Source organism: Streptomyces sp. NPDC007264, assembly GCF_042869095.1.
Lineage (GTDB): Bacteria > Actinomycetota > Actinomycetes > Streptomycetales > Streptomycetaceae > Streptomyces.
Genome location: NZ_JBIAFD010000008.1, coordinates 334,181 through 355,856, shown reverse-complemented (window position 1 = coordinate 355,856; position 21,676 = coordinate 334,181). Strand labels below are relative to the sequence as shown.

Here is a 21,676-nt window from a genome sequence, read left to right as displayed (position 1 = left end):
TCCAGGGCGCGGTCGTCGTCGGTGGGGGTGAGGTCGGCCTCTTCGGGGAAGGCGGGGGGCTGGCTGAGGTTGTTGGACGGCAGGTAGGACAGCAGCTGCTTGACGTACTCGATGGCGTCTTTTTCGTCGCCGGCCATGTGGTGGGCGACGCCGGAGACGGAGTTGTGGGTGCGGGCGCCGCCCAGTTCCTCGAAGCCGACCTCCTCGCCGGTGACGGTCTTGATGACGTCGGGGCCGGTGATGAACATGTGGGAGGTCTGGTCGACCATCACGGTGAAGTCGGTGATGGCGGGGGAGTAGACGGCGCCGCCGGCGCAGGGGCCGACGATCAGGCTGATCTGGGGGATGACGCCGGAGGCGTGGGTGTTGCGGCGGAAGATCTCGCCGTAGGCGCCCAGGGCGGCGACGCCTTCCTGGATGCGGGCGCCGCCGGAGTCGTTGATGCCGATGACGGGGCACCCGGTCTTGAGGGCGAAGTCCATGACCTTGACGATTTTCTGGCCGTAGACCTCGCCCAGGGCGCCGCCGAAGACGGTGAAGTCCTGGGAGAAGACGGCGACGGGGCGGCCGTCGACGGTTCCGTAGCCGGTGACGACGCCGTCGCCGTAGGGGCGGTTGGTTTCCAGGCCGAAGTTGGTGGAGCGGTGGCGGGCGAACTCGTCCAGTTCGACGAAGGAGTCCTCGTCCAGCAGCAGCAGGATGCGTTCCCGGGCGGTCAGCTTGCCCTTGGCGTGCTGCTTCTCCACGGCGCGTTCCGAACCGGCGTGCGTGGCCTCCTGCACACGGCGCTGGAGATCCGCGAGCTTCCCCGCAGTCGTGTGAATGTCGATGTCGCTCTGTTGTGCGCGATCGGTGCTCACCGCTCGCTCTCCTTCGTGCTCATGCGTGGGATCTCGGGTCAGAAGGTGTCGTGCGGCTGGTACACGCCCCAGACGTCGCGCAGGGCGTGCGACACCTCGCCGACCGTGGCGCGCAGCCGCAGGGCCTCACGCATCGGGTACAGGACGTTGTCGGTGCCCCGGGCGGCGGCACGCACCGCGTCGAGCGCCTGCGCCACCGCGTCGTTGTCGCGTTCCCCGCGCAGGGCGGCGAGGCGTTCGCACTGGTCCAGCTCGATCTGGGGGTCGACCCGCAGCGGTTCGTAGGGCTCTTCCTCGTCCAGGGCGAACTTGTTGACACCGACCACGGTGCGTTCACCGTTGTCGATCTCCAGGGCGACCCGGTACGCGGACTTCTCGATCTCCGACTTCTGGAATCCCTGCTCGATCGCGGCGACGGCGCCTCCGCGGTCCTCGACGGCCTGCATCAGCTCCATGACCGCCGCCTCGACGTCGTCGGTCATCGACTCCATGACGTACGACCCGGCGAAGGGGTCCACCGTCTTGGTCACATCGGTCTCGTAGGCGATGATCTGCTGCGTGCGCAGGGCGAGCCGGGCCGCCTTCTGGGTGGGCAGGGCGATGGCCTCGTCGTAGGAGTTGGTGTGCAGGGACTGGGTCCCGCCCAGCACCGCGCCCAGGCCCTGCAGCGCGACCCGCACCAGGTTGACCTCGGGCTGCTGTGCCGTCAGCTGCACACCCGCGGTCTGGGTGTGGAAGCGCAGCATCTGCGACTTGGGGTTCTTGGCGTGGAACTCCTCGCGCATGATCCGCGCCCAGATGCGCCGCGCCGCACGGAACTTCGCGATCTCCTCCAGCAGGGTGGTCCGCGCGACGAAGAAGAACGACAGCCGGGGCGCGAAGTCGTCGACGTCCAGACCCGCGGCGATCGCGGTGCGCACGTACTCCTTGGCGTTGGCGAGGGTGAAGGCGATCTCCTGCACGGGGCTCGCCCCGGCCTCGGCCATGTGGTACCCGGAGATGGAGATCGTGTTCCAGCGCGGGATCTCCTTGTGGCAGTACGCGAAGATGTCGCTGATCAGCCGAAGGGACTGCTTGGGCGGGTAGATGTAGGTGCCGCGGGCGATGTACTCCTTGAGCACGTCGTTCTGGATCGTGCCCGTCAGCCGGTCTCCCGCGATGCCCTGCTCGGCCGCGACCAGCTGGTACAGCAGGAGCAGCGTCGACGCGGGCGCGTTGATCGTCATCGACGTCGACACCTTGTCCAGCGGCAGCCCCTGGAACAGGGTGCGCATGTCGTCCAGCGAGTCGATCGCCACGCCGACCTTGCCGACCTCGCCCTGGGCGATGGTCTCGTCGGAGTCGTAGCCCATCTGCGTCGGCAGGTCGAAGGCGACGCTCAGTCCTCCGGTGCCGGCGCCGACCAGCTCGTGGTAGCGCTCGTTGGACTCCTTCGCCGTACCGAAACCGGCGTACTGCCGCATCGTCCACGGCCGGCCGGTGTACATGGACGGATACACGCCGCGGGTGAACGGGAACTGCCCCGGGGCGCCCAGCTTGGCGTCCGCGTCGAAGTCCGTCAGCGTCCAGCCGTCGTAGACCGGCTGGATCGGCAGGCCGGACTCGCTCCGTGCAACGGAACCCACGCCGCATCTCCTCTCTGGTACTCAATGTCTTATAGACGGTACTCAGTACCATTGCTCCGGGGCAAGTGGTCCCGGATGGCGAGACGGGGAAGGATGAGCGGTCATGAGCAAGCCAGCCGTGCGGATCCGACTAGCAGATGCCGCCTTCGCGCTCTTCGACGAGCGCGGATACGAGCAGACCACCGTGGACGACATCGCGGAGCGGGCCGGTGTGGGACGCACGACGTTCTTCCGGCACTACCGGTCCAAGGAAGAGGTGATCTTCCCCGACCACGACCGGCTGCTCGCGCTGATCAGGGACCGGCTGGCGACCTCCAGCCACAGCACCGCCCTCGTCGCCGTGTCCGACGCGGTCCGCCTGGTGCTGCTGCACTACCTCGACGAAGGGGACCTGGCGCGCCGCCGGTACACGCTCACCAGCAAGGTGGCCGCCCTCCGCGACCGCGAGATCGCCAGCGTGGCCCGGTACCAGCGGCTGTTCCGGGAGTTCATCTCGGACTGGATGGGGGATCCGACGGCGTCCGCGTCGCTCCGGGCCGAACTCATGGCGGCCGCGGTGGTCGCGGCCCACAACCACGTGCTGCGCCGATGGCTCAGGGCGGAGGCGTCCGACCCGGTCGCAGAGGTCGACGAGGCGATGCGTGAGGTGCTCGCCCTCTTCCCGACACCCCAGTTCCCCGACCGCACCGGCGACGGCGGCACCACCGTCGTCGCCTTCCGGACCGGACAGGACCTCGACGCCCTCCTGCCGTCGCTGCGCCGGCTGATCGAGGACGCGTCCGTACGGTGACCGCGTCCGTGCGGTGAACGGCGTCCGTACGGTGAACGGCGTCCGTACGGTGAACCGCGTTCGTACGGTGAACGGCGTCCGTACGGTGAACCCGCCCCGGCAGATGCCCGACGAGGGCGCCGCCGGCGCGCGGCGGCGGTGACGGCGGAGCCCGACCGCGGCGGGGTGCGGGTGTCGGCGCCGCCCGACCGCGGCGGGGTGCCGGTGTCGGCGCCGCCCGGTTCCCGGCCGGGAACCGGCCCCGACCGGCCGCCCGCGCGGACCGGACCGGGGGTGGTGCCGCCCGGCGGCCGGGGCAGGATGGACAATGAAGGTGATCGCCTCCGACGGCAGGGTCGGCCGTCGGCGCGTCCTTCTCCTGAGGGGAGCTGTGTCTCATGCCGGCGCCACCGCTCGACACCACCACCGTCACGGACCTGGTCGCCGCTGCCACGGCCGCTCCGTCCATGCACAACGCCCAGCCGTGGCGGTTCCGCTTCTCCACCCGCACCCGGACCTTCGAACTGCGGCCCGATCTCGAACGGGCGATGCCGCACACCGACCCCGATCACCGCGCCCTCCACCTCGGCTGCGCCGCCGCCCTGTTCAACCTGCGCGTCGCCGCGGCCCACCACGGCTGGGGCACGGACACCCGGCTGCTTCCCGACCCCGACGACACGCAGTTGCTCGCCACGGTCACGCTGACCGACACGGAAGACCCCGACCCCGAACTGGCCCGCCTGTTCCCCGCCGTCCACCGCCGGCACACCAGCCGCCACCCGTTCGAGGACCGGCCGGTACCCGCCGCGGTCGAGGAGGCGCTGTGCGAGGCCGCCCGCCAGGAGGGCACACAGCTGGTGTTCCCGGAGCCCTGGCACGTCCAGTCCCTCCTGGAGTGGGTCGAGGACGTCGAGGGACGCGACACCCTGGATCCCGAGCGGTTCGAGGACATCCGCCGGTGGTCCCGCCTCGGGGAGCAGGACGCCGGGACGGCCGTCGACGGCATCCCCGACTACGCCTTCGGGCCGCGCAAGCTGCACGGTCGGGCACCCGTACGCGACTTCGCGGGCCGCCGGCCCGTCCCCGACCGTCCGACGGCGACCTTCGAGGCGACACCGCACCTGGCGATCCTGGGCACCACCTATGACCGGCTGCCCGACTGGCTGCGGGCGGGACAGGCGATGGAGCGGGTGCTGCTGCTGGCCACACTGAACGGACTGGCCACGTCCCTCACGTCCCACGCCCTGGAGTGGAAGGACCTGCGCGAACTGGCCCGGGACCCCCGGTCGGCCATGGGGTTCGTGCAGATGGTGGTGCGCATCGGCTACGGTCCCCCGGGCGAGACGACACCGCGCCGACCCGTGCAGGACGTCCTGGACGTGGTCTGAGCAGGGAGGCCCCGGGTGCCCTGACGCCCCCTGGCCCGGGTGCCCTGACGCCCCTGGCCCGGAGGCGTGACGCCCCTGGCCCGGAGGCGTGACGCCCCTGGACCGGGTGCCGTGAGTCCCCGGGATCACTCCCGCAGGGGGACGACCGCGACCGGGCAGGAGGCGTGGTGCAGGGCCGCGTGGGCCACCCGGCCGAGTTGCAGCCCGGAGCGCCCGTGTCCGCGCCGGGCCCCGACGACCAGCAGGGCGGCTTCGCGGGACGCCCGCAGCAGCACCTGTCCCGCCTGGCCCTCGGTCACCTGCCGCCGGACCTCCACCCGGGGATGGTCACGCGCCGCCTCCGCCAGCGCCTCGTCGAGGATCTCCGCCGCCTGTCCCCGGTGGTGACGGGCGGGGTCACCGGTGAGCAGCGGATGATCGGCGGGCTCGTGGGCCGGGCAGCGCCAGGCCCGCACCGCCAGCAGCGCCCAGTGGCGCGCCTCGGCCTCCCGGAAGGCGAACCGCACGGCCTGCGACCCGCTGTCCGCGGCACCCACGCCCACCGCGACCCGCGAGCGCTCCCCGGAGCCGTCGTCGCTGTCGCGCACCACGACGACGGGACAGTCGGCACGGGCCGCCACGGCCAGACTCACCGAGCCGAGCAGCAGCCCTGCCAGCTGGCCGCGGCCGCGTGACCCGAGCACCAGCATCGACGCGTTGCGGCCCTCGCTCAGCAGGGTCCGCACCGGGTCCTCGGGCACCGCGAGGGCCGAGATCTCCAGCTCCCCGCGGCGGCGCCTGGCATGGTCGACGGCCGTCTCGACGAGGGCCTCGGCGACCGTCTTCTCGGAGAGACGGCCCAGGTCACGGCCGAGCTCCGCGCCCTCGTACCGCTGCCACAGGAAGGCGTGGACAAGACGCACCGGCGCGCCGTGGGCCACCGCCGCGTCCACCGCCCAGTCCACCGCGAGCAGACTCGACCGGGATCCGTCGACGCCGACGACCAAGGGCAGCTCCATGACGGTCACCGCCTTCCTCGGACGTGCCCCCAGTTCGATGATGGTCCGGTCGCCGTGGTTGCGACACCCGGAGCGGGGCGCCCGCGTCACCGGGAGGCCGCGTCATCGGGAGGCGGCGTCACCGGGAGGCCGTGCCGCCGGACGGCCGCGCCACTGGAGGCCCCGTCACTGGAAGGCCGCGTGGATCTCCCGCTCGGTGGCGGCGTGGGAGACGAGCAGGAGCTCGTCACCCGGCCGCAGCCGGACCGACGGGGCGGGGACGGTGGGCTGCCCGTCGCGGACGAGGGTGGCGATCACGGTGCCCTCCGGGAGGACGATGTCGGACAGCAGGCGCCCGGCGGCCCGTGAGCCGGGCGTGATGGCCGTCTCGATCACGTCGACGCCCGCCTTGCTCAGGCGGAGCAGGGCCACGGTGTCGGTGGCACCCGTGGCCTCCTCGATCAGCGAGATCAGGGGCGTGGCGGCGGGCACCGCGACATCCACCCCCCAGCGCTGGTCGAACAGCCAGGCGTTCTCCGCGTCGTTGACCCGGGCGGCGACGCGGGGCACGGCGAACTGGCGCTTGGCGAGCAGGCTGACGACGAGATTGTCCTCGTCCTCGCCGGTGGTGGCGATGACGAGATCGGCCGTGCGGGCGCCCGCGTGTTCCAGCACGTCGGGTTCGCAGGCGTCCCCGACGAGCAGCCGCACCGACGCGGGGAGGCGGCCCCGGAGTTCGGCGACACGGTTCTCGTCGACGTCGACGAGCGTCACGTCGTTGCGGGCGGCGGCGAGGACCTGGGCGATCTGCGTGCCGAGCCGTCCGGCACCCGCGATGAGCGCTTTCATGTTCCCAGCTCCCTGTCCAGAAAGCCGCGCAGTCTGCCCAGCGCCGTGGCGGCCACCGCGAACGTGACCAGGTCGCCCGGGTGCGCGGTGGTGCCGTGGGCGGGGACGAGGGAGCGGCCGCCGCGGGTGATCTCGACGACGCGGATCTCGCCGTCGACGTCGAACTCGGCCAGCCGCCGCCCGGACAGATAGGCGGGCAGTTCGGAGCGCACGAGCAGCGTCTCCCCGTTGCCGAAGCTGAGTTCGGGGGTGAGATGGCGGTGCAGCAGCATCTGGTGGACCTGGTGCACGGTCCAGCGGACGCTCGCGATCGTCGGAATGCCCAGTTCCCGGTAGATGTCGGCACGGCGGGGGTCGTGGATGCGGGCGATGACGACCGGGACCCGGTAGGTGTCCTTGGCGGTGCGGGCGCTGACGATGTTGCTGTTGTCGCCGGAGGTGACGGCCGCGAACGCGTCGGCGTGCTCGATCCCGGCCGCCTCCAGGACGGCGCGGCTGTAGCCGTTGCCTTCGTGGCGCCGGATCCGGTCGCTGTCGGGAAGCCGCCGGAACGCCTTCGGCTGCCGGTCGACGACGCGGACGTCATGGCCCTCGGCGGCGAGCAGGGCGGCGAGCTCGGAGCCGACGCGCCCGCACCCCACGACGATCACTCTCATCGCTGTGCTCCCTTCCCGTTCCGGGTCTCGGCACGGTGGCGCAGCCACGCCTTGCGGGCTTCGTCGGCGAGCAGCGGCAACACGCCCAGGGCCACCAGGACGGCCCAGTCGCCGGCGGCCAGCGGCGCGGTGTTGAAGACCGACTGGAGCACCGGTACGTAGCTGATGGCCGCCATGAGGGCGATGCCGAGGCAGCCGGCGGCGAGCAGCGCGGGGTTGGACAGCAGCCCCGCCTTCAGTACGCTCTGCCGGTCGGTGCGCACCGCCTGGGCGTTGAAGAACTGGCTGACCACGATCCCGGCCTGGGTCATGGTGATCGCCTCCCGGTAGACCGGGTCGCTCGGGGTGAAGTCGCCGTAGGGGATGCCGGAGCCGTGGATGTGCCAGAAGAACACGGCGCTCACGCCGAGCGCCTGGATGCCGCCCAGGAACAGGATCCGTCCCACGACCGCGGCCGAGAACAGCGGTGCGCGGCGCGAGCGCGGCGGCCGGTCCATCACATCGGGCTCCGGGGGTTCCGCGCCCAGTGCCAGGGCGGGCAGGACGTCCGAGCCCAGGTCGATGGCGAGGATCTGCACGGCGCTGATGGGCACCAGCGGGAAGCCGACGAACGTGGCCACCAGGATGGGGACCAGCTCGCCGATGTTGTGGCTGAACAGATAGACCAGGAAGCGGCGGATGTTCTGGTAGACGGTCCGGCCGAGCCGTACCGCCGTCGCGATGGAGGCGAACGAGTCGTCCAGCAGCACCATCGCCGCCGCCTCACGGGCCACATCGGTACCGGAGGCGCCCATCGCCACGCCGATGTCGGCGTGCTTGAGCGCCGGGGCGTCGTTCGCGCCGTCGCCCGTGACCGCCACCACCTCGCCACGCCGCTGCAGGCCCGTCACGACCCGCATCTTGTGCTCGGGGCTGACCCGGCACAGCAGCAGCTCGGAGCGTTCGGCCAGCAGGGCGTCCAGCGCCCCGTCGTCCAGGGCGTCGAGCCGGTCGCCGGTCACCGTGACGGGGGAGGGCCCGCGGACGATGCCCACCCTGCGGGCGACCGCCTCCGCGGTGAGCGGATGGTCGCCGGTGACCATGACGATCCGGATCCCGGCCCGGCGGCAGGCCGCCACCGCCTCGGTGACCTCGGGCCGGGGCGGATCCTGCATGCCGGCCAGACCGAGCAGGGTGAGCCCCGACTCCGCGTCGGCCCTCGCCGGGCGGGGACCCGGCACCGCGCGCCGGGCGACCGCCAGGACCCGCAGACCCTGGGCGGCCAGGTCGTCGGCGGCGTCCGTGACCGCCGCCCGCAGCTCGTCCGTCGACGGGCGCCGGCCGTCGTGCCACTCGACGGAGGTGCACCGCGCCAGCAGTTCCTGCGGGGCGCCCTTGACGTAGGCGTGATGGCCCTCGCGGGTCCTGTGCACCGTGGTCATGAGCTTGCGCCCGGAGTCGAAGGGGAACTCCGTCACCCGCGGCGCGGCGGCCTCCTCGGCGGCCAGGTCCAGCCCCGCCTTGGCCGCCGCCACGAGCAGGGCCCCCTCGGTGGTGTCGCCCAGCACGTGCCAGCCGCGCCGTCCCGACGGCGGCACGAGCCGGGCGTTGCAGCACAGCCCGGCGACCCGCAGCAGCTCGTGCACGGCCGCCGTGTCGGCGACGTCGCCCGTCGGCGCGTACCCGACGCCCGTCACGGGGTACGCGGTGCCGGCCGCCCAGATCCGGGTGACGGTCATCTCGGCCTGGGTGAGCGTGCCCGTCTTGTCGGTGCAGATGACGGTCGTGGCGCCCAGCGCCTCCACCGCCAGCAGTTTCTTGACCAGCGCGTGGCGGCGCGCCATGCGGCGCACGCCGATCGCCAGCGACACCGACAGCGTGGCGGGCAGGCCCTCCGGGACGAGCGCGACCATCACGCCGAGCCCGAAGACGAACGACTCGACGAGGGGCTGCCCCGAGGGCAGACGGATCGCGAACAGCAGGGCGCCGATGGCCAGCGCCGCCCCCGCCACCCGGCGGGCCATCACGGCCACCTGCCGCTGCAACGGGGTCCGCTGCCGTGGCGCGGCGGCGGCCAGCCGGTAGATGCGTCCGAACTCGGTGGCCGCACCGGTGGCGAACACCACGGCCCGGCCGGACCCGGCGACGGCGTCGGTGCCCATGAACACGCAGTTGCGGGCGTGGAGCACCGGGCCGTCCGCCACCGGCTCGGCGGTACGGCGCACGGCGGTGCTCTCCCCGGTGAGCGGCGCGTTGTCCACCGACAGCTCGTGCGCCTCGACCAGGCGGCAGTCCGCCGGCACGGCGTCCCCGGCCTCCAGCACCACCACGTCGCCCGGGACCAGGTCGGCCGCCGGCAGCTCCCGCCGCTGCCCACCGCGCAGCACCCGGCACAGGTACGGGACCATGGCCTGCAACGACTCCGCCGTCCGCTCCGCCGAGTACTCCTGGGTGAACCCGATCACCGCGTTCAGCGCCACGACCCCGAGGATCGCCACCGCCAGCTGCAGGGTCCCGGTGTCACGGGGCTCCTCCAGCCCGTAGGCCAGGAAGGTGATCCCGGAGGCGACGAGCAGCATCACCGCGAACAGATCCGTGAACTGACCCGCCAGCTGCCGCCATGCGCCGCGCCGCCGTGCCCGGGGCAGCTCGTTGGGACCGTATCGCGCGCGCCTCGCGTGCGCCTCCGGCTCCGTCAGCCCGCGCGGTGAGGTGCCCAGCGCCGCGAACACCTCGTCGACGGCCGTCCCGGGTGCGGGCGGCCCGCCGTCCGGCGCGCCGCGCGAGGCCGCCGCGACGGCTCCTCGCCGACGGGTGGTGAGCGCGCCAGGCCCGGGATGGACCACCATGCACACGATCGTGCGGACCGGCGCCCGGCCGCCGCCAGGGCCGTTCGGGGCAAGGCACGGGGACCGGCCGCCCCGCGCCTCGGACCCCGCGCCTCGGACGAGGGGACCGGCCGCCCGTGCCTCGGATGCGGGGACCGGCCGCCCGGCGCCCTGGGCCGTCGGACGAGCGGCGCGCCCGGCGCCGCGGTGGCGCTCGGCGACTCCGTCACGGACGGCCGGGCGCCCACGGCAGGCACCGACCGCCGCCGGCCCGGTCGCCTGGGCCACCCGGCCGGCCCGGCGCGACCGGCTTCGGCAGCCACGGCTGCGGCCCTCGGCCTCGTCCCGGCCGGCAGCCGCCGCACCCGGGTGCCGGGGTGCCCCTCGCGCCGGGGCGCCGCCGCACCGCCTGCCGGGGTGCCGCCGCACCGGGTGCTGCCGAGGCGCCGCCGCACGGGGGCGCCGGGGTGCCCCTCGCGCCGGGGCGCCGCCGCACCGCCTGCCGGGGTGCCGCCGCACCGGGTGCTGCCGGGGTGCCGCCGCACCGCCTGCCGAGGCGCCGCCGCACGGGGGCGCCGGGGTGCCCCTCGCGCCGGGGCGCCGCCGCACCGCCTGCCAGGGTGCCGCCGCACCGGGTGCTGCCGGGGTGCCGCCGCACGGGGGTGCCGGGGTGCCCCTCGCGCCGGGGCGCCGGGGTGCCGCCGCGCCGGGGTGCCCGTCGGCCCGGGGATCCGCCGTCAGCGGGTTCCGGGCCGACGCGCGCTCAGGAGAGGCAGCCGACGTGGGCGAGCGCCTGCTTGAGGAGGACGCCCTGACCGCCCGGCATGTCGCTCTGCACCAGGGCCGACGCCGCCTCCTGCGGGGTGAACCAGACCAGGTCCAGGGCGTCCTGACGGGGGCGGCAGTCGCCGGTCACCGGCACGATGTAGGCGAGGGACACCGCGTGCTGGCGGGGATCGTGGAAGGGGGTGGTCCCCAGCGTCGGGAAGTACTCGGCGACGGTGAAGGGCTGCAGCGAGGCCGGCACCCGGGGCAGCGCCACGGGTCCGAGGTCCTTCTCCAGATGACGCAGGAGGGCGTCCCGGACCCGTTCGTGGTGCAGGACCCGCCCGGAGACGAGGGTGCGGCTGACGGTCCCGTCGGGCCCGATCCGCAGCAGCAGTCCGATGCTGGTGACTTCACCGCTGTCGTCGACGCGCACGGGCACGGCTTCCACGTACAGGATCGGCATGCGGGCACGCGCCAGCTGGAGTTCGTCGGGAGTCAGCCAGCCGGGCGTGGTTTCGGTCGTGTCAGGCATTGCCCGATCGTACGGTCAACGCCTCGCGCTGTGTGCGTGTTGCTCCAGGTCAGACGCAAGTCACACGGGAGCGGGGCGGGGGCGCGTGCGGCGCGGGACGCCGGCGGGGGGTCGTCGCCCGGCCAACGGCCGCGTTCACCGTCGGCCCGGGGGCGACGGGGCGGACGGACGACCGCCCCGGCCGGATCAGGTCCGGCCGGGGCGGCTGTCACACGGGTGCGGACGGGCCGCGGGCGACGGCTACGCGAGCGACGCCAGCGCCTCGTTCCAGGTCGCCGACGGGCGCATGACCGCGGAGGCCAGAGCCGGGTCCGGCAGGTAGTAGCCGCCGAGGTCGGCCGGCTTGCCCTGGACGGCGATCAGCTCGTCGACGATCGTCTGCTCGGCGGCGGCGAGGGTCTCGGCGAGCGGGGCGAACGCCTTGGCCAGGTCCGCGTCCTCGGTCTGCCGGGCCAGCTCCTGCGCCCAGTACAGCGACAGGTAGAAGTGGCTGCCCCGGTTGTCGATGCCGCCGACGCGACGGGTCGGGGACTTGTCCTCGTTGAGGAACGTGGCCGTGGCGCGGTCGAGGGCGTCGGCCAGGACCTGGGCGCGGGCGTTGCCGGTGGTCTTCGCGTACTGCTCGAGGGAGGGCACGAGCGCGAAGAACTCGCCGAGCGAGTCCCAGCGCAGGTAGTTCTCCTTCAGCAGCTGCTGCACGTGCTTGGGCGCGGAGCCGCCGGCGCCCGTCTCGAACAGGCCGCCGCCCGCCATCAGCGGGACGACCGAGAGCATCTTGGCGCTGGTGCCCAGCTCCAGGATCGGGAACAGGTCCGTCAGGTAGTCGCGCAGCACGTTGCCGGTGACGGAGATGGTGTTCTCGCCGCGGCGGATGCGCTCCACCGACAGCTTGGTCGCCTCGACCGGGGACAGGATGCGGATGTCCAGGCCCTCGGTGTCGTGCTCCGGCAGGTACCGCTCGACCTTCTCGATGAGCACCGCGTCGTGGGCGCGGTTCTCGTCCAGCCAGAACACCGCCGGGTCGCCGGTGGCGCGGGCGCGGGTGACGGCCAGCTTCACCCAGTCCCTGATCGGGGCGTCCTTGGCCTGGCAGGCGCGGAAGATGTCGCCGGCCGAGACCGTCTGCTCCAGGACGACGTTGCCGGCCTGGTCGACGAGGCGGACCGTGCCGGTGGCGGGGATCTCGAACGTCTTGTCGTGGCTGCCGTACTCCTCGGCCTTCTGCGCCATGAGGCCCACGTTCGGGACGGTGCCCATGGTGGACGGGTCGAAGGCGCCGTGGGCGCGGCAGTCGTCGATCACGGCCTGGTAGACGCCGGAGTAGCTGGAGTCCGGCAGCACCGCGAGGGTGTCGTGCTCCTGCCCGTCCGGGCCCCACATGTGGCCGGAGGTGCGGATCATGGCCGGCATGGAGGCGTCGACGATCACGTCGGACGGGACGTGGAGGTTGGTGATGCCGCGGTCGGAGTCCACCATGGCGAGCTCGGGGCCCTCGGCCAGCTCGGCGTCGAAGGACGCCTTGATCTCGGCGCCCTCGGGCAGGGCTTCCAGGCCCTTGAAGATGCCGCCCAGACCGTCGTTCGGGGTCAGACCGGCCGCGGCGAGCGTCTCGCCGTACTTCGCGAAGGTCTTCGGGAAGAAGGCGCGCACCACGTGACCGAAGATGATCGGGTCGGAGACCTTCATCATCGTGGCCTTCAGGTGCACGGAGAAGAGGACGCCCTCCTCCTTGGCGCGGGCGATCTGGGCGGTCAGGAACTCGCGCAGGGCGGCCACCCGCATCACGGCGGCGTCGACGACCTCGCCCTCGAGGACGGGTACGGACTCGCGCAGCACCGTGGTGGAGCCGTCGTCGCCCTTCAGCTCGATGCGCAGCGAGCCGGCCTCGGAGATCACCGCGGCCTTCTCGGTGGTGCAGAAGTCGTTCTCGGACATGGTCGCGACGTTGGTCTTGGACTCGGGGGTCCAGGCGCCCATGCGGTGCGGGTGGGTCTTGGCGTAGTTCTTGACCGACGCGGGGGCACGGCGGTCGGAGTTGCCCTCGCGCAGGACCGGGTTCACCGCGGAGCCCTTGATCTTGTCGTACCGGGCGCGGATCTCCCGCTCCTCGTCGGTCTTCGGCTCGTCCGGGTAGTCCGGCAGCGCGTAGCCCTTGGCCTGGAGCTCGGCGACGGCCGCCTTCAGCTGCGGGACGGACGCCGAGACGTTCGGCAGCTTGACGATGTTGGCCGCGGGCGTCTTGGCCAGGTCGCCCAGCTCGGCGAGGTGATCGCCGACCCGCTGGTCCTCGGCGAGGTGGTCCGGGAAGACCGCCAGGATGCGCCCGGCCAGCGAGATGTCACGGGTCTCCACAGTGACACCCGCCTGCGAGGCGTACGCCTGGACCACCGGCAGGAAGGAATACGTCGCCAGGGCCGGGGCCTCGTCAGTGTGTGTGTAGATGATGGTCGAGTCAGTCACCGGGTGCTCCGCTCCACGTCTGCAACATTGCTCGACATCAAGATATCTCGTGACGGCACTCGGCTCGACAGTGGCCTGCGCCACGCGTGCGCGGTCCGCCCCCGCCGTGCGGCACGCCGGAAACGTCGCGCGCGGGAACCGAACGGCGTGATCGGCGCTCCTTCTTGTCGATCGCGCGTGCGGATCACCGCGACGACGACCCCACTGTCTTCGAGTGAGAGCGACCCATGAGATATCGCACCAGAGTGACGGCCCCCGCGGTCGGTCTGATCGCCACGGCGGCCGCCTCCCTGGCCGCCGCCCCGGCGGCCCGGGCCGACGCGGCGGAGCGGGCGGGAAGCCCCGGCGGCGAGACCGCCGGCGACTCCGTCTTCCCCGCCCTCGGCAACGACGGCTACCGCGTCACGTCGTACGACCTGGACTTCTCGTACGACGCCGGGACCCGCCTCGTCGACGCCACCGCGCGCCTGGCCGTGGAGGTGCGCCAGGACCTCTCCCGGCTCTCCCTGGACTGCCTCGGGCTCGACATACGCTCCGTGTGCGTCGACGGGCGGAGCGCGGACTTCGAGCTGTTAGACGAGAAGCTGCGGATCACGCCGCCCCGGACCCTGCCCACCGGCCGGTGCGCGGTCATCACCGTGGAGTACGGCGCGGACCCGGCGAAGGCCCTGCCGCACACCGGCTGGGTCGTCACCCCGGACGGTTTCGCCGTCGCGGGCCAGCCGAACTCGGCGCACACCGTCTTCCCGTGCAACGACCACCCCTCCGACAAGGCCGCCTTCACCTTCAGGATCACCGTCCCGGACGGCCTGGTAGGTGTGGCGAACGGCCTGCCGACCGGCACGGTGAGCCGGGACGGCCGTACGACCTTCGCGTACCGCTCCCGCTTCCCCATGGCCACCGAACTCGTCCAGATCACGGTCGGCGACTACGTGGTCAAGGACCGGCAGGGCCCGCACGGACTGCCCCTGCGCGACGTGGTCCCGGTGGCGCGCGCCGCGGCCCTGGAGCCGGCGCTCGCCCTGACCCCGGGCCTGCTGGAGTGGCTCGAGCCGAGGCTCGGCGCGTTCCCGTTCGAGACGTACGGGCTGCTGCCCTGCAACTCCGACGACCCGAAGGCCTTCGACTTCACGGGCCTGGAGACGCAGACGCTGACCCTGTACAAGCCGAACTTCCTGCTCCAGGAGGAACGGAAGATCGGCTCGCACATGATGCACGAGCTGGTGCACTCCTGGTTCGGGAACATGGTCAGCCCCGCCACCTGGGCCGACCTGTGGCTGAACGAGGGCCACGCCGACTACTACGGGCTGCTGTACCGCTACGAGCGCGGCTGGACCGACTCCCTGGGCCTGACGACCATGGAAGCCCGGATGAAGGACACCTACGCGCGCGGCGACCAGTGGCGCCACGACTCGGGGCCGGTCGCGGCGCCGAACGCGGTCAACCTGTTCGACAGCCAGCGCTACCTGGGCGGCGTCCTGGTCCTGTACGCACTGCAGCAGGCCGTGGGCGAGGACGTCTTCAGCGCCGTCGAGCGCACCTTCCTGGAGCGGTACCGGGGCTCCTCGGCGACGACGGAGGACTACATCGCCGTCGCCTCGGAGGTCTCGGGTCAGGACCAGTCCGGCTTCCTGAGGGACTGGCTGTACGGCACCACGACACCGCGGATGCCCGGGCACCCGGACTGGACCGTCACTCCGGTCGCCCAGTCCCTCGCGCCGCGCCACCGGACGGCCGGGCACTACCCCGACGCGTCGGCGACGCTCTGACGCGCGCCGCTCGGCGCGGTCACTTCTCGAGCAGGGCGGTGGATCCCGCGCCGTCCTGCTCGGCGGGCATGTCGTCGCCGCTGCGCGGCTGCGGGATGACTGCCGGGCCCTGCTGGAGGGCCACCGTCCGGGTCGGGGCCGGGATGCGGATGCCCTCGGCCCGGTAGCGCTTGTGCAGGCGCTTGATGAACTCGTGCTTGATGCGGTACTGGTCGCTGAACTCGCCGACGCCGAGGATCACCGTGAAACCGATCCGCGAGTCGCCGAACGTGTGGAAACGAACGGCCGGTTCGTGGTCGGGGACCGCGCCGGTGATCTCCGTCATCACCTCGGCGACCACCTCCGTGGTGACCTTCTCGACGTGCTCCAGGTCGCTGTCGTAGCCGACCCCCACCTGCACCAGGACCGTCAACTGCTGCTCGGGCCGGGTGTAGTTGATCATGTTCGACTTGGCGAGTTCGCCGTTGGGGATGACGACCAGGTTGTTGGACAGCTGACGGACGGTCGTCTGACGCCAGTTGATGTCCACGACGTAGCCCTCCTCGCCGCTGCTCAGCCGGATGTAGTCACCGGGCTGCACCGTCTTGGAGGCGAGGATGTGGATGCCTGCGAAGAGGTTCGCGAGCGTGTCCTGGAGGGCGAGCGCCACCGCGAGACCACCGACACCCAGGGCGGTGAGCAGCGGCGCGATGGAGATGCCCAGGGCCTGCAGCACCACCAGGAACCCCATGGCCAGCACCACGACCCTGGTGATGTTCACGAAGATCGTGGCCGATCCGGCGACCCCGGAGCGGGACTGGGTGACCGCGCGCACCAGGCCGGCGATCACCCGGGCGGCCGTCACCGTCACGGCGACGATGAGCAGCACGCTCAGGGACTGGTTGACGTGGCGCTGCACCGTCCGGGTCAGCGGCAGCACGGCCGCCGCGGCCGCCGCGCCACCGGCGATCGCCGCCCAGGGCACCACGGTCCGCAGGGCGTCCACGATCACGTCGTCGCCGCCCCACCGGGTACGGTCGGCGTGCCTGCCCAGCCAGCGCAGCAGCATGCGCGCCAGGAACGCCGCCACCAGCCCCGCGGCCAGGGCGATTCCGGCGATGATCAGGTCGTCGAGGGTGAGCGCGCGGTTCACCGGTCACCTCCCGCGCGACGGAGAGGGCCCCAGGGCCGGATATGAGGAGTCGTCACCTTGCCACCTGCTCGGATCACGGGATGCACCATCGGGCCCGGACGGTGGGTGCCGTCCGGGGCGAAGGCTCATCCTGCCGCATGAGGGTGGCGGCCCGTCACCGGGCCGATGTGCGGCGGCCGTTCCGAACCCCGGCCGGCGAGGGCGCACCCGGCCGGGTCACCCGTCGCCGGACGACCCGTGCCACCGGCCCCGGCGGCGAAACGGGCCGCACCCTCCAGGTGCGGACGCGGGTCGGCCCGGCCGAGGTCACCTCCCGGTACGGCCGCGGGAGCGGGGTCAGATCACCTTCAGCCGTACCAGGGCGCCCAGCGTCAGCGCCCCCGGCAGCAGCGGCAGCCACACCGTGATGATCCGGTACGCCAGGACGACCGCCGTCGCCACGGCCGCCGGGCCGCCCGCCGCGACCAGGGCGACGACGAGTGCCGCCTCGACCGAGCCGATGCCGCCCGGGGCGGGCACGACGGCGACCGCGAGCGTCGCCGCCAGATACGCGACCGCCGTGTGCACCGGCGGCACCGGCAGCGCCAGCGCCCGACCGACCGCGGCGAGTCCGGCGGCCTGCAGGAGGGGGAAGGCGAGCGAGCCGCCCCACAGCGCGAGCGCGCGGGCCGGCCGGGTGTGCACCGAGCGGGCCTCGCACAGCGCCGTGCGCAGGAAGGAGCACACGGCCGTCCGCAGCCGGCGGACCAGAAGGAGCACCGCCGTCGTGACACACACCAGGCCCGCCCCCGCGAGCAGGAGCGCGCCGACCGCCGACGCCGGGAGGAGACCGCCCGCGTGGAGCGCGCCGGGGAAGGCGATCAGCAGGGCCAGCAGCAGGCCGATCCGGGCGATCGCCTCGGCGAGCATGTACAGGGCGAGCGCCGCCGAGGAGCGGGCCAGCGGCACTCCGCACACCGTCATGAAGCGCAGGTTGACGGCGCTCGCCCCCAGCCCGGTCGGCAGCAGATGGTTGGCCGCGCCCGCGGCGAACTGCGTGGCGAGCAGTCGGCGCGCGGGCAGCCGCTCCACCACCGCACCCTGCCGGGTGAAGGCGGCCGCCACCCAGGTCAGACAGGTGGCTACGGCGGCGGCCGCCAGCCACGGCCACCGGGCCGATCCCAGATGGCCGAAGCCCTCCGCCAGCACGGAGCGGTGACGTACCGCGACCGCCAGCACGAGGACGAGCGGCAGCAGACACAGCGCCTGGCGGACCCGGACACGTCCGGGGAGTCCCTGGGGGAGACGTACGGCAGTCACATCCGCAGAGGTTCCCCAGGCCGCACCAACGCGAGGTTGCGGGCGCGGGGACGGCGGCTGACACGCCGGGCAAGGCGCGGGAGGGACCGGGGACGGGACTGCGGTGGTTGCCATACGGACTCGTACGTGTGCCCCGGCCGGGCGTCTCAACGGGTGCCGGGGCCGGCGGACGGCGCCCGGTGGGCGGCCGACCTGGGCGGACCGTAGCGTGAAGGGAGACGGCTGGCCCGCAGGGGAGGGACGGGAAGGGAGACGGTGACGATGCCCGGGCTGGACTACGCGGCACTCTTCGCCGCCACACCGAGCCCCTACCTGGTGCTGGGCCCGGACCTGGTGATCGTCGAGGTGAACCAGGCCTACCTGGACGCGACCAGGCGCACCCGTGAGGACCTCGTCGGGCAGCACATCTTCGAGGCGTTCCCGGACAACCCGGCCGATCCGGAGGCCGACGGGGTGCGGAATCTGAACGCCTCGCTGCACCGGGTCCTGACCACCCGGGAGCCCGACACGATGGCCCTGCAGAAGTACGACATCCCCCTGGCGGGCTTCTCCGGCGCGTTCGAGGAGCGCTGGTGGTCCCCGATCAACACGCCGATCCTCAGACCGGACGGGAGCGTGGCGTGGATCATCCACCGGGTGGAGGACGTGACGGCGTACGTCCAGACCCACAGCAGCCCGGGCGGGCCCCCCTCGAAGCAGCTGACCGAGCGGGAGGCACTGGAGGCCGAGCTGTACGCGCGGGCGCGCGAGCTGCAGCGGCTGAACGAGGAGCTGCGGCAGGCCCACACCCGGGAGCGCCAGGTGGCGGTCGCCCTGCAGGAGGCCATGCTCCAGTCGCCCGACCTGGCCCAGCACGAGAACGTCGCGGTGCGCTACCTGCCCGCCACCGGTTCGCTCAACGTGTGCGGCGACTGGTACGACGTGGTCGACCTGCCGGGCGGCCGTTTCGCGGTGGCGGTGGGCGACGTGGTCGGCCACGGCCTGGAGGCCGCCGCCGTCATGGGCATGCTCCGCAGCGCGCTGAGCGCCGCCATCCGCGCACTGGAGCGGCCCTCGCAGGCCCTGGAGGTCCTGGGCCTGTACGCCCGGTCGGTCGAGGGCGCGCTGAACACGACGGCCGTCAAGGCGTTGGTCGACACCAACAGCTGCCTGATCATCTACAGCAACGCCGGCCACCCGCCCGCGGTCCTGATGCACCCGGACGGCGGCTGCGATCTGCTGGACCAGGCCACCGATCCGCCGCTGGGGGCCCGGCCCCAGCACATCCCCCGTCCGCAGGCCGTGCAGACGTACACCCCCGGGGACACGCTCGTGGTCTACACGGACGGGCTGATCGAGCGCCGGGGGGAGGACATCGACGCCGGTCTGCGCCGGCTGACGGACGTGCTCGGCCGCCACTGCACCCTCAGCCCGGAGCGCCTGGCCGACGCGCTGCTGGCCCAGCTGGGCGTGGCCGGCGGGGCCCGCGACGACATCGCCCTGGTCGTGGTGCGGCTGTGACACCGCCGGCGGCCGCTCCGGGGGAGGGCGCCGCCCTCACTGCGTCAGACGGTACCCGGTCACCAGCTCGGCCTGGATCAGCACCATGTGCTCCATCTCCCGGTCCACCCACGGCGTGAGCCGGGCGTGGTAGCGGGACAGTGCCTGCGGCTCCGTCAGACGGCTCGCCCGGCCGGTGACCATGACGCTCCACCCGGTGCGGGTGTGCGGGTCGATCTGGTCCGCCTCGTACACCACCACCTGGGACGCGGACGCGCTGCTGAGCAGGGCGGCTCCGGCGTGCGTGCGGATGACGACGTCGCCGTCGTCGGTGACGAGGTGGTTGACCGGGCGGATCACCGGAAGGGCCTGGTGGGTGAAGCCCACCCGCCCCATCGGCACGTCCGCCAGCAGCTTCAGCGACTCCTGCCGGTCCAGTTCCAGCATGCGGGAGCGGTGGGGGAAGGACGGGACGGTCATGACGCCTCCCGGCAGGTGGCGACGTGTTCGGCGCCGTCGGGCCACAGGACCTCGACGTCGACGCCGTGGCTGCGGGCGAAGGCCACCAGGTGGGCCGTCGCGTCCCGGCCGTTGGACGGGGAGCCGTCCCACACCGCCAGCAGCCGGACGCAGGAGCGCAGCAGGTTCTCGTCCGCGCCCACGCAGGCACCCCGGTCCGCCGGATCGTATTCCAGCAACCGCACCTGTTCGGAGAGGAGCAGCAGTTCACCGGCGGCCTTGCGATCGGGCTCGGCGAGCTGGGCGGGTACGCCGTTGCGCGCCGGGAGCACGGTCACCAGGGCCATCCCCGCCTTGCGGGCGGCACGTCCGAACGCGAGCGGCAGGCCATGACCGGCACGCACCAGCCCGGCCTTGCCCGCCCGTGCGAACTCGGCCAGCCGGGCGCGCAGTTCCTCTTCGAGCAGCGTGAGCGTCGGCACGGTGAGATCGGGATGTCCCACGACAGCGATCACTCCTGCCTGTCCTTTCTTCCGACCGCACGGCGGTCATGACGACGTCCGACTTCCTGATGGAAGAGGCTTTCGAGCAGCGCGCAAGGCGCGTGGGCCCGCCGGTCCCGTGGGCGGGCGCCTGCGGGAGCGGACGCGACCGCGAGCATGAGGTGATCGTCAACAGGTGTGCTGCGGCATGCCAGGGCCGGCCGGGCCGAATGAGGGACCGCATGGCTCTTGTGCGGAGGCGGGTACCTGTGCCCCGGGCGCTGAACACCCCGGAATGCCCCGGTATGTCAACCGCCGGACGGCTGGCGGACGACGGCCCGTCCCGCCCTGGAGTCGGGGCCCTTCGGCCCTTGTCGCGGCGGCGACGCACCGACTTCACTGGCGCCGCGGCCCCGCCCGGCAACCCGGGCCGGAGCCGCCGCCCCCGGGCCGGGACGGCGGTACCGCACCGGTACGGCAAGGACGGGCCATGAGGCGCGAGGACCGACAGGAAGCCCCCGCGGGCGGGGAGACGGGTGGAGCGATGGACGCGGCGGTCTACGCGCGGAACGCGGTCCCCCCGACTCCCCGCCCGGCCCGTTCCCCAGCCACCGTGGGCCCGGAGCCCACCCGGAACACCAGCAAGGCGGACCGAGCCTTATGACGACCAGCAGCACCACCCCGCCCCGCACCACCGACGACCGGGAGGCAGACCGGCGGGACATCACGTCCCGGGGGACGATCGGCGCCGGGCGTGCCCTGGCCTGGCTGCTGATCGTGACGGGCGCCCTCGGCGTCCTCGCCTCCTTCGTCATCACCATCGACAAGTTCGAGCTGCTCCAGGACCCGGCCTTCTCGCCGTCCTGCAACCTCAGCCCCGTGGTGTCGTGCTCGAACGTGATGCGCAGCGACCAGGCGTCCGTCTTCGGATTCCCCAACCCGCTGGCCGGCCTGATCGCCTACCCGGTGGTCTCGGCGGTCGGCTTCGCCCTGCTGGCCGGGGCCCGTTTCCGCCGCTGGTTCTGGCTCGGGCTGAACCTGGGCACGCTGGTGGGCGCCGGCTTCTGCATGTGGCTGATGTCCCAGGCGCTGTACGAGATCGGCGCTCTGTGCCTGTGGTGCTGCCTGGCCTGGGCGGCCACCATCGCGATGTTCTGGTACACGACCGTGCACAACCTCCGGCACGGGATCGTCCCGGCTCCGCGTGGCGTCGTCGCCGGCGCGCAAGAGTTCCACTGGGCCGTACCGGTGGCCTGGTACCTCAGTATCGTGATGCTGATCACGACCCGTTTCTGGTCCTACTGGCAGACGCTGCTCTGAAACGGGCGCCGGCCCTCCGAACAGGGCCGTTCGGCCCATGTGCAG

17 protein-coding genes are annotated in these 21,676 nt (G+C 72.9%); 5 read left to right on the top strand and 12 right to left on the bottom strand.

Features of this window, described 5'->3' with window-relative positions; translation table 11 throughout:
- Window positions 1-860 (bottom strand): acyl-CoA carboxylase subunit beta (locus ACFYMU_RS17010; RefSeq protein WP_388373500.1); only part of this gene is annotated, 860 nt, incomplete at its 3' end.
- 38 nt (window positions 861-898) lie between these two features.
- The gene (locus tag ACFYMU_RS17005; RefSeq protein WP_388373498.1) at window positions 899-2,485 is read right to left on the bottom strand and encodes a methylmalonyl-CoA mutase; all 1,587 of its coding nucleotides are present in this window, start codon (window positions 2,483-2,485) and stop codon (window positions 899-901) included.
- A gap of 103 nt (window positions 2,486-2,588) precedes the next feature.
- On the opposite strand from ACFYMU_RS17005, the gene ACFYMU_RS17000 reads away from it, so the two are divergent.
- Together ACFYMU_RS17000 and ACFYMU_RS16995 are read left to right on the top strand one after the other, a co-directional pair.
- The gene (locus tag ACFYMU_RS17000) at window positions 2,589-3,275 is read left to right on the top strand and encodes a TetR/AcrR family transcriptional regulator (RefSeq protein WP_388373496.1); all 687 of its coding nucleotides are present in this window, start codon (window positions 2,589-2,591) and stop codon (window positions 3,273-3,275) included.
- Window positions 3,276-3,652: 377 nt separating this feature from the next.
- Window positions 3,653-4,642, top strand: a complete 990-nt coding sequence (locus ACFYMU_RS16995; RefSeq protein ID WP_388373494.1) for an Acg family FMN-binding oxidoreductase — start codon at window positions 3,653-3,655, stop codon at window positions 4,640-4,642.
- A 125-nt stretch (window positions 4,643-4,767) separates the two neighbouring features.
- Here ACFYMU_RS16995 and ACFYMU_RS16990 read toward each other — a convergent pair whose 3' ends face one another.
- From ACFYMU_RS16990 to ACFYMU_RS16965, 6 genes are all read right to left on the bottom strand, one after another.
- Window positions 4,768-5,640, bottom strand: a complete 873-nt coding sequence (locus ACFYMU_RS16990) for a universal stress protein (protein WP_388373492.1) — start codon at window positions 5,638-5,640, stop codon at window positions 4,768-4,770.
- 165 nt (window positions 5,641-5,805) lie between these two features.
- Complete coding sequence (locus tag ACFYMU_RS16985) at window positions 5,806-6,468, bottom strand: potassium channel family protein (RefSeq protein WP_388373490.1); 663 nt, start codon at window positions 6,466-6,468, stop codon at window positions 5,806-5,808.
- Window positions 6,465-7,124 (bottom strand): potassium channel family protein, encoded by a 660-nt coding sequence (locus tag ACFYMU_RS16980; protein ID WP_388373488.1) that lies wholly within the window; start codon window positions 7,122-7,124, stop codon window positions 6,465-6,467. The genes ACFYMU_RS16985 and ACFYMU_RS16980 overlap by 4 nt, the downstream gene beginning before the upstream one ends.
- Window positions 7,121-9,952 (bottom strand): cation-translocating P-type ATPase, encoded by a 2,832-nt coding sequence (locus ACFYMU_RS16975; protein ID WP_388373486.1) that lies wholly within the window; start codon window positions 9,950-9,952, stop codon window positions 7,121-7,123. Before ACFYMU_RS16975 ends, ACFYMU_RS16980 begins: the two co-directional genes overlap by 4 nt.
- A 742-nt stretch (window positions 9,953-10,694) precedes the next feature.
- Window positions 10,695-11,231 (bottom strand): NUDIX hydrolase family protein, encoded by a 537-nt coding sequence (locus tag ACFYMU_RS16970; RefSeq protein ID WP_388373484.1) that lies wholly within the window; start codon window positions 11,229-11,231, stop codon window positions 10,695-10,697.
- 240 nt (window positions 11,232-11,471) lie between these two features.
- The gene (locus ACFYMU_RS16965; RefSeq protein ID WP_388373482.1) at window positions 11,472-13,691 is read right to left on the bottom strand and encodes an NADP-dependent isocitrate dehydrogenase; all 2,220 of its coding nucleotides are present in this window, start codon (window positions 13,689-13,691) and stop codon (window positions 11,472-11,474) included.
- A 227-nt stretch (window positions 13,692-13,918) separates the two neighbouring features.
- Between ACFYMU_RS16965 and ACFYMU_RS16960 the strand changes: the two genes are divergently transcribed.
- Entirely contained in the window at window positions 13,919-15,460 is a 1,542-nt protein-coding gene (locus ACFYMU_RS16960; RefSeq protein WP_388373480.1) for a M1 family metallopeptidase, read from the top strand.
- A 19-nt stretch (window positions 15,461-15,479) separates the two neighbouring features.
- Here ACFYMU_RS16960 and ACFYMU_RS16955 read toward each other — a convergent pair whose 3' ends face one another.
- Window positions 15,480-16,592, bottom strand: a complete 1,113-nt coding sequence (locus ACFYMU_RS16955; RefSeq protein ID WP_388373478.1) for a mechanosensitive ion channel family protein — start codon at window positions 16,590-16,592, stop codon at window positions 15,480-15,482.
- A 336-nt stretch (window positions 16,593-16,928) separates the two neighbouring features.
- A complete protein-coding gene (locus ACFYMU_RS16950) occupies window positions 16,929-17,891 on the bottom strand; it encodes a YbhN family protein (protein ID WP_388373477.1) in 963 nt (320 codons plus the stop codon).
- Between the two features lie 261 nt (window positions 17,892-18,152).
- Here ACFYMU_RS16950 and ACFYMU_RS16945 point away from each other — a divergent pair, with 261 nt between their 5' ends.
- The gene (locus tag ACFYMU_RS16945) at window positions 18,153-19,391 is read left to right on the top strand and encodes a PP2C family protein-serine/threonine phosphatase (RefSeq protein WP_388373475.1); all 1,239 of its coding nucleotides are present in this window, start codon (window positions 18,153-18,155) and stop codon (window positions 19,389-19,391) included.
- Between the two features lie 36 nt (window positions 19,392-19,427).
- Here the strand turns inward: ACFYMU_RS16945 and ACFYMU_RS16940 are convergent, their stop codons facing one another.
- Window positions 19,428-19,850 carry a pyridoxamine 5'-phosphate oxidase family protein gene (locus ACFYMU_RS16940; protein WP_388373473.1) on the bottom strand — a complete coding sequence of 141 codons (423 nt, stop codon included), beginning with the start codon at window positions 19,848-19,850 and terminating at the stop codon, window positions 19,428-19,430.
- On the bottom strand, window positions 19,847-20,344 hold the full coding sequence (locus ACFYMU_RS16935) for a hypothetical protein (RefSeq protein ID WP_388373471.1): 498 nt from the start codon (window positions 20,342-20,344) through the stop codon (window positions 19,847-19,849). Before ACFYMU_RS16935 ends, ACFYMU_RS16940 begins: the two co-directional genes overlap by 4 nt.
- A gap of 627 nt (window positions 20,345-20,971) precedes the next feature.
- On the opposite strand from ACFYMU_RS16935, the gene ACFYMU_RS16930 reads away from it, so the two are divergent.
- Entirely contained in the window at window positions 20,972-21,631 is a 660-nt protein-coding gene (locus tag ACFYMU_RS16930) for a vitamin K epoxide reductase family protein (protein ID WP_388373469.1), read from the top strand.
- Window positions 21,632-21,676 lie beyond the last annotated feature (45 nt).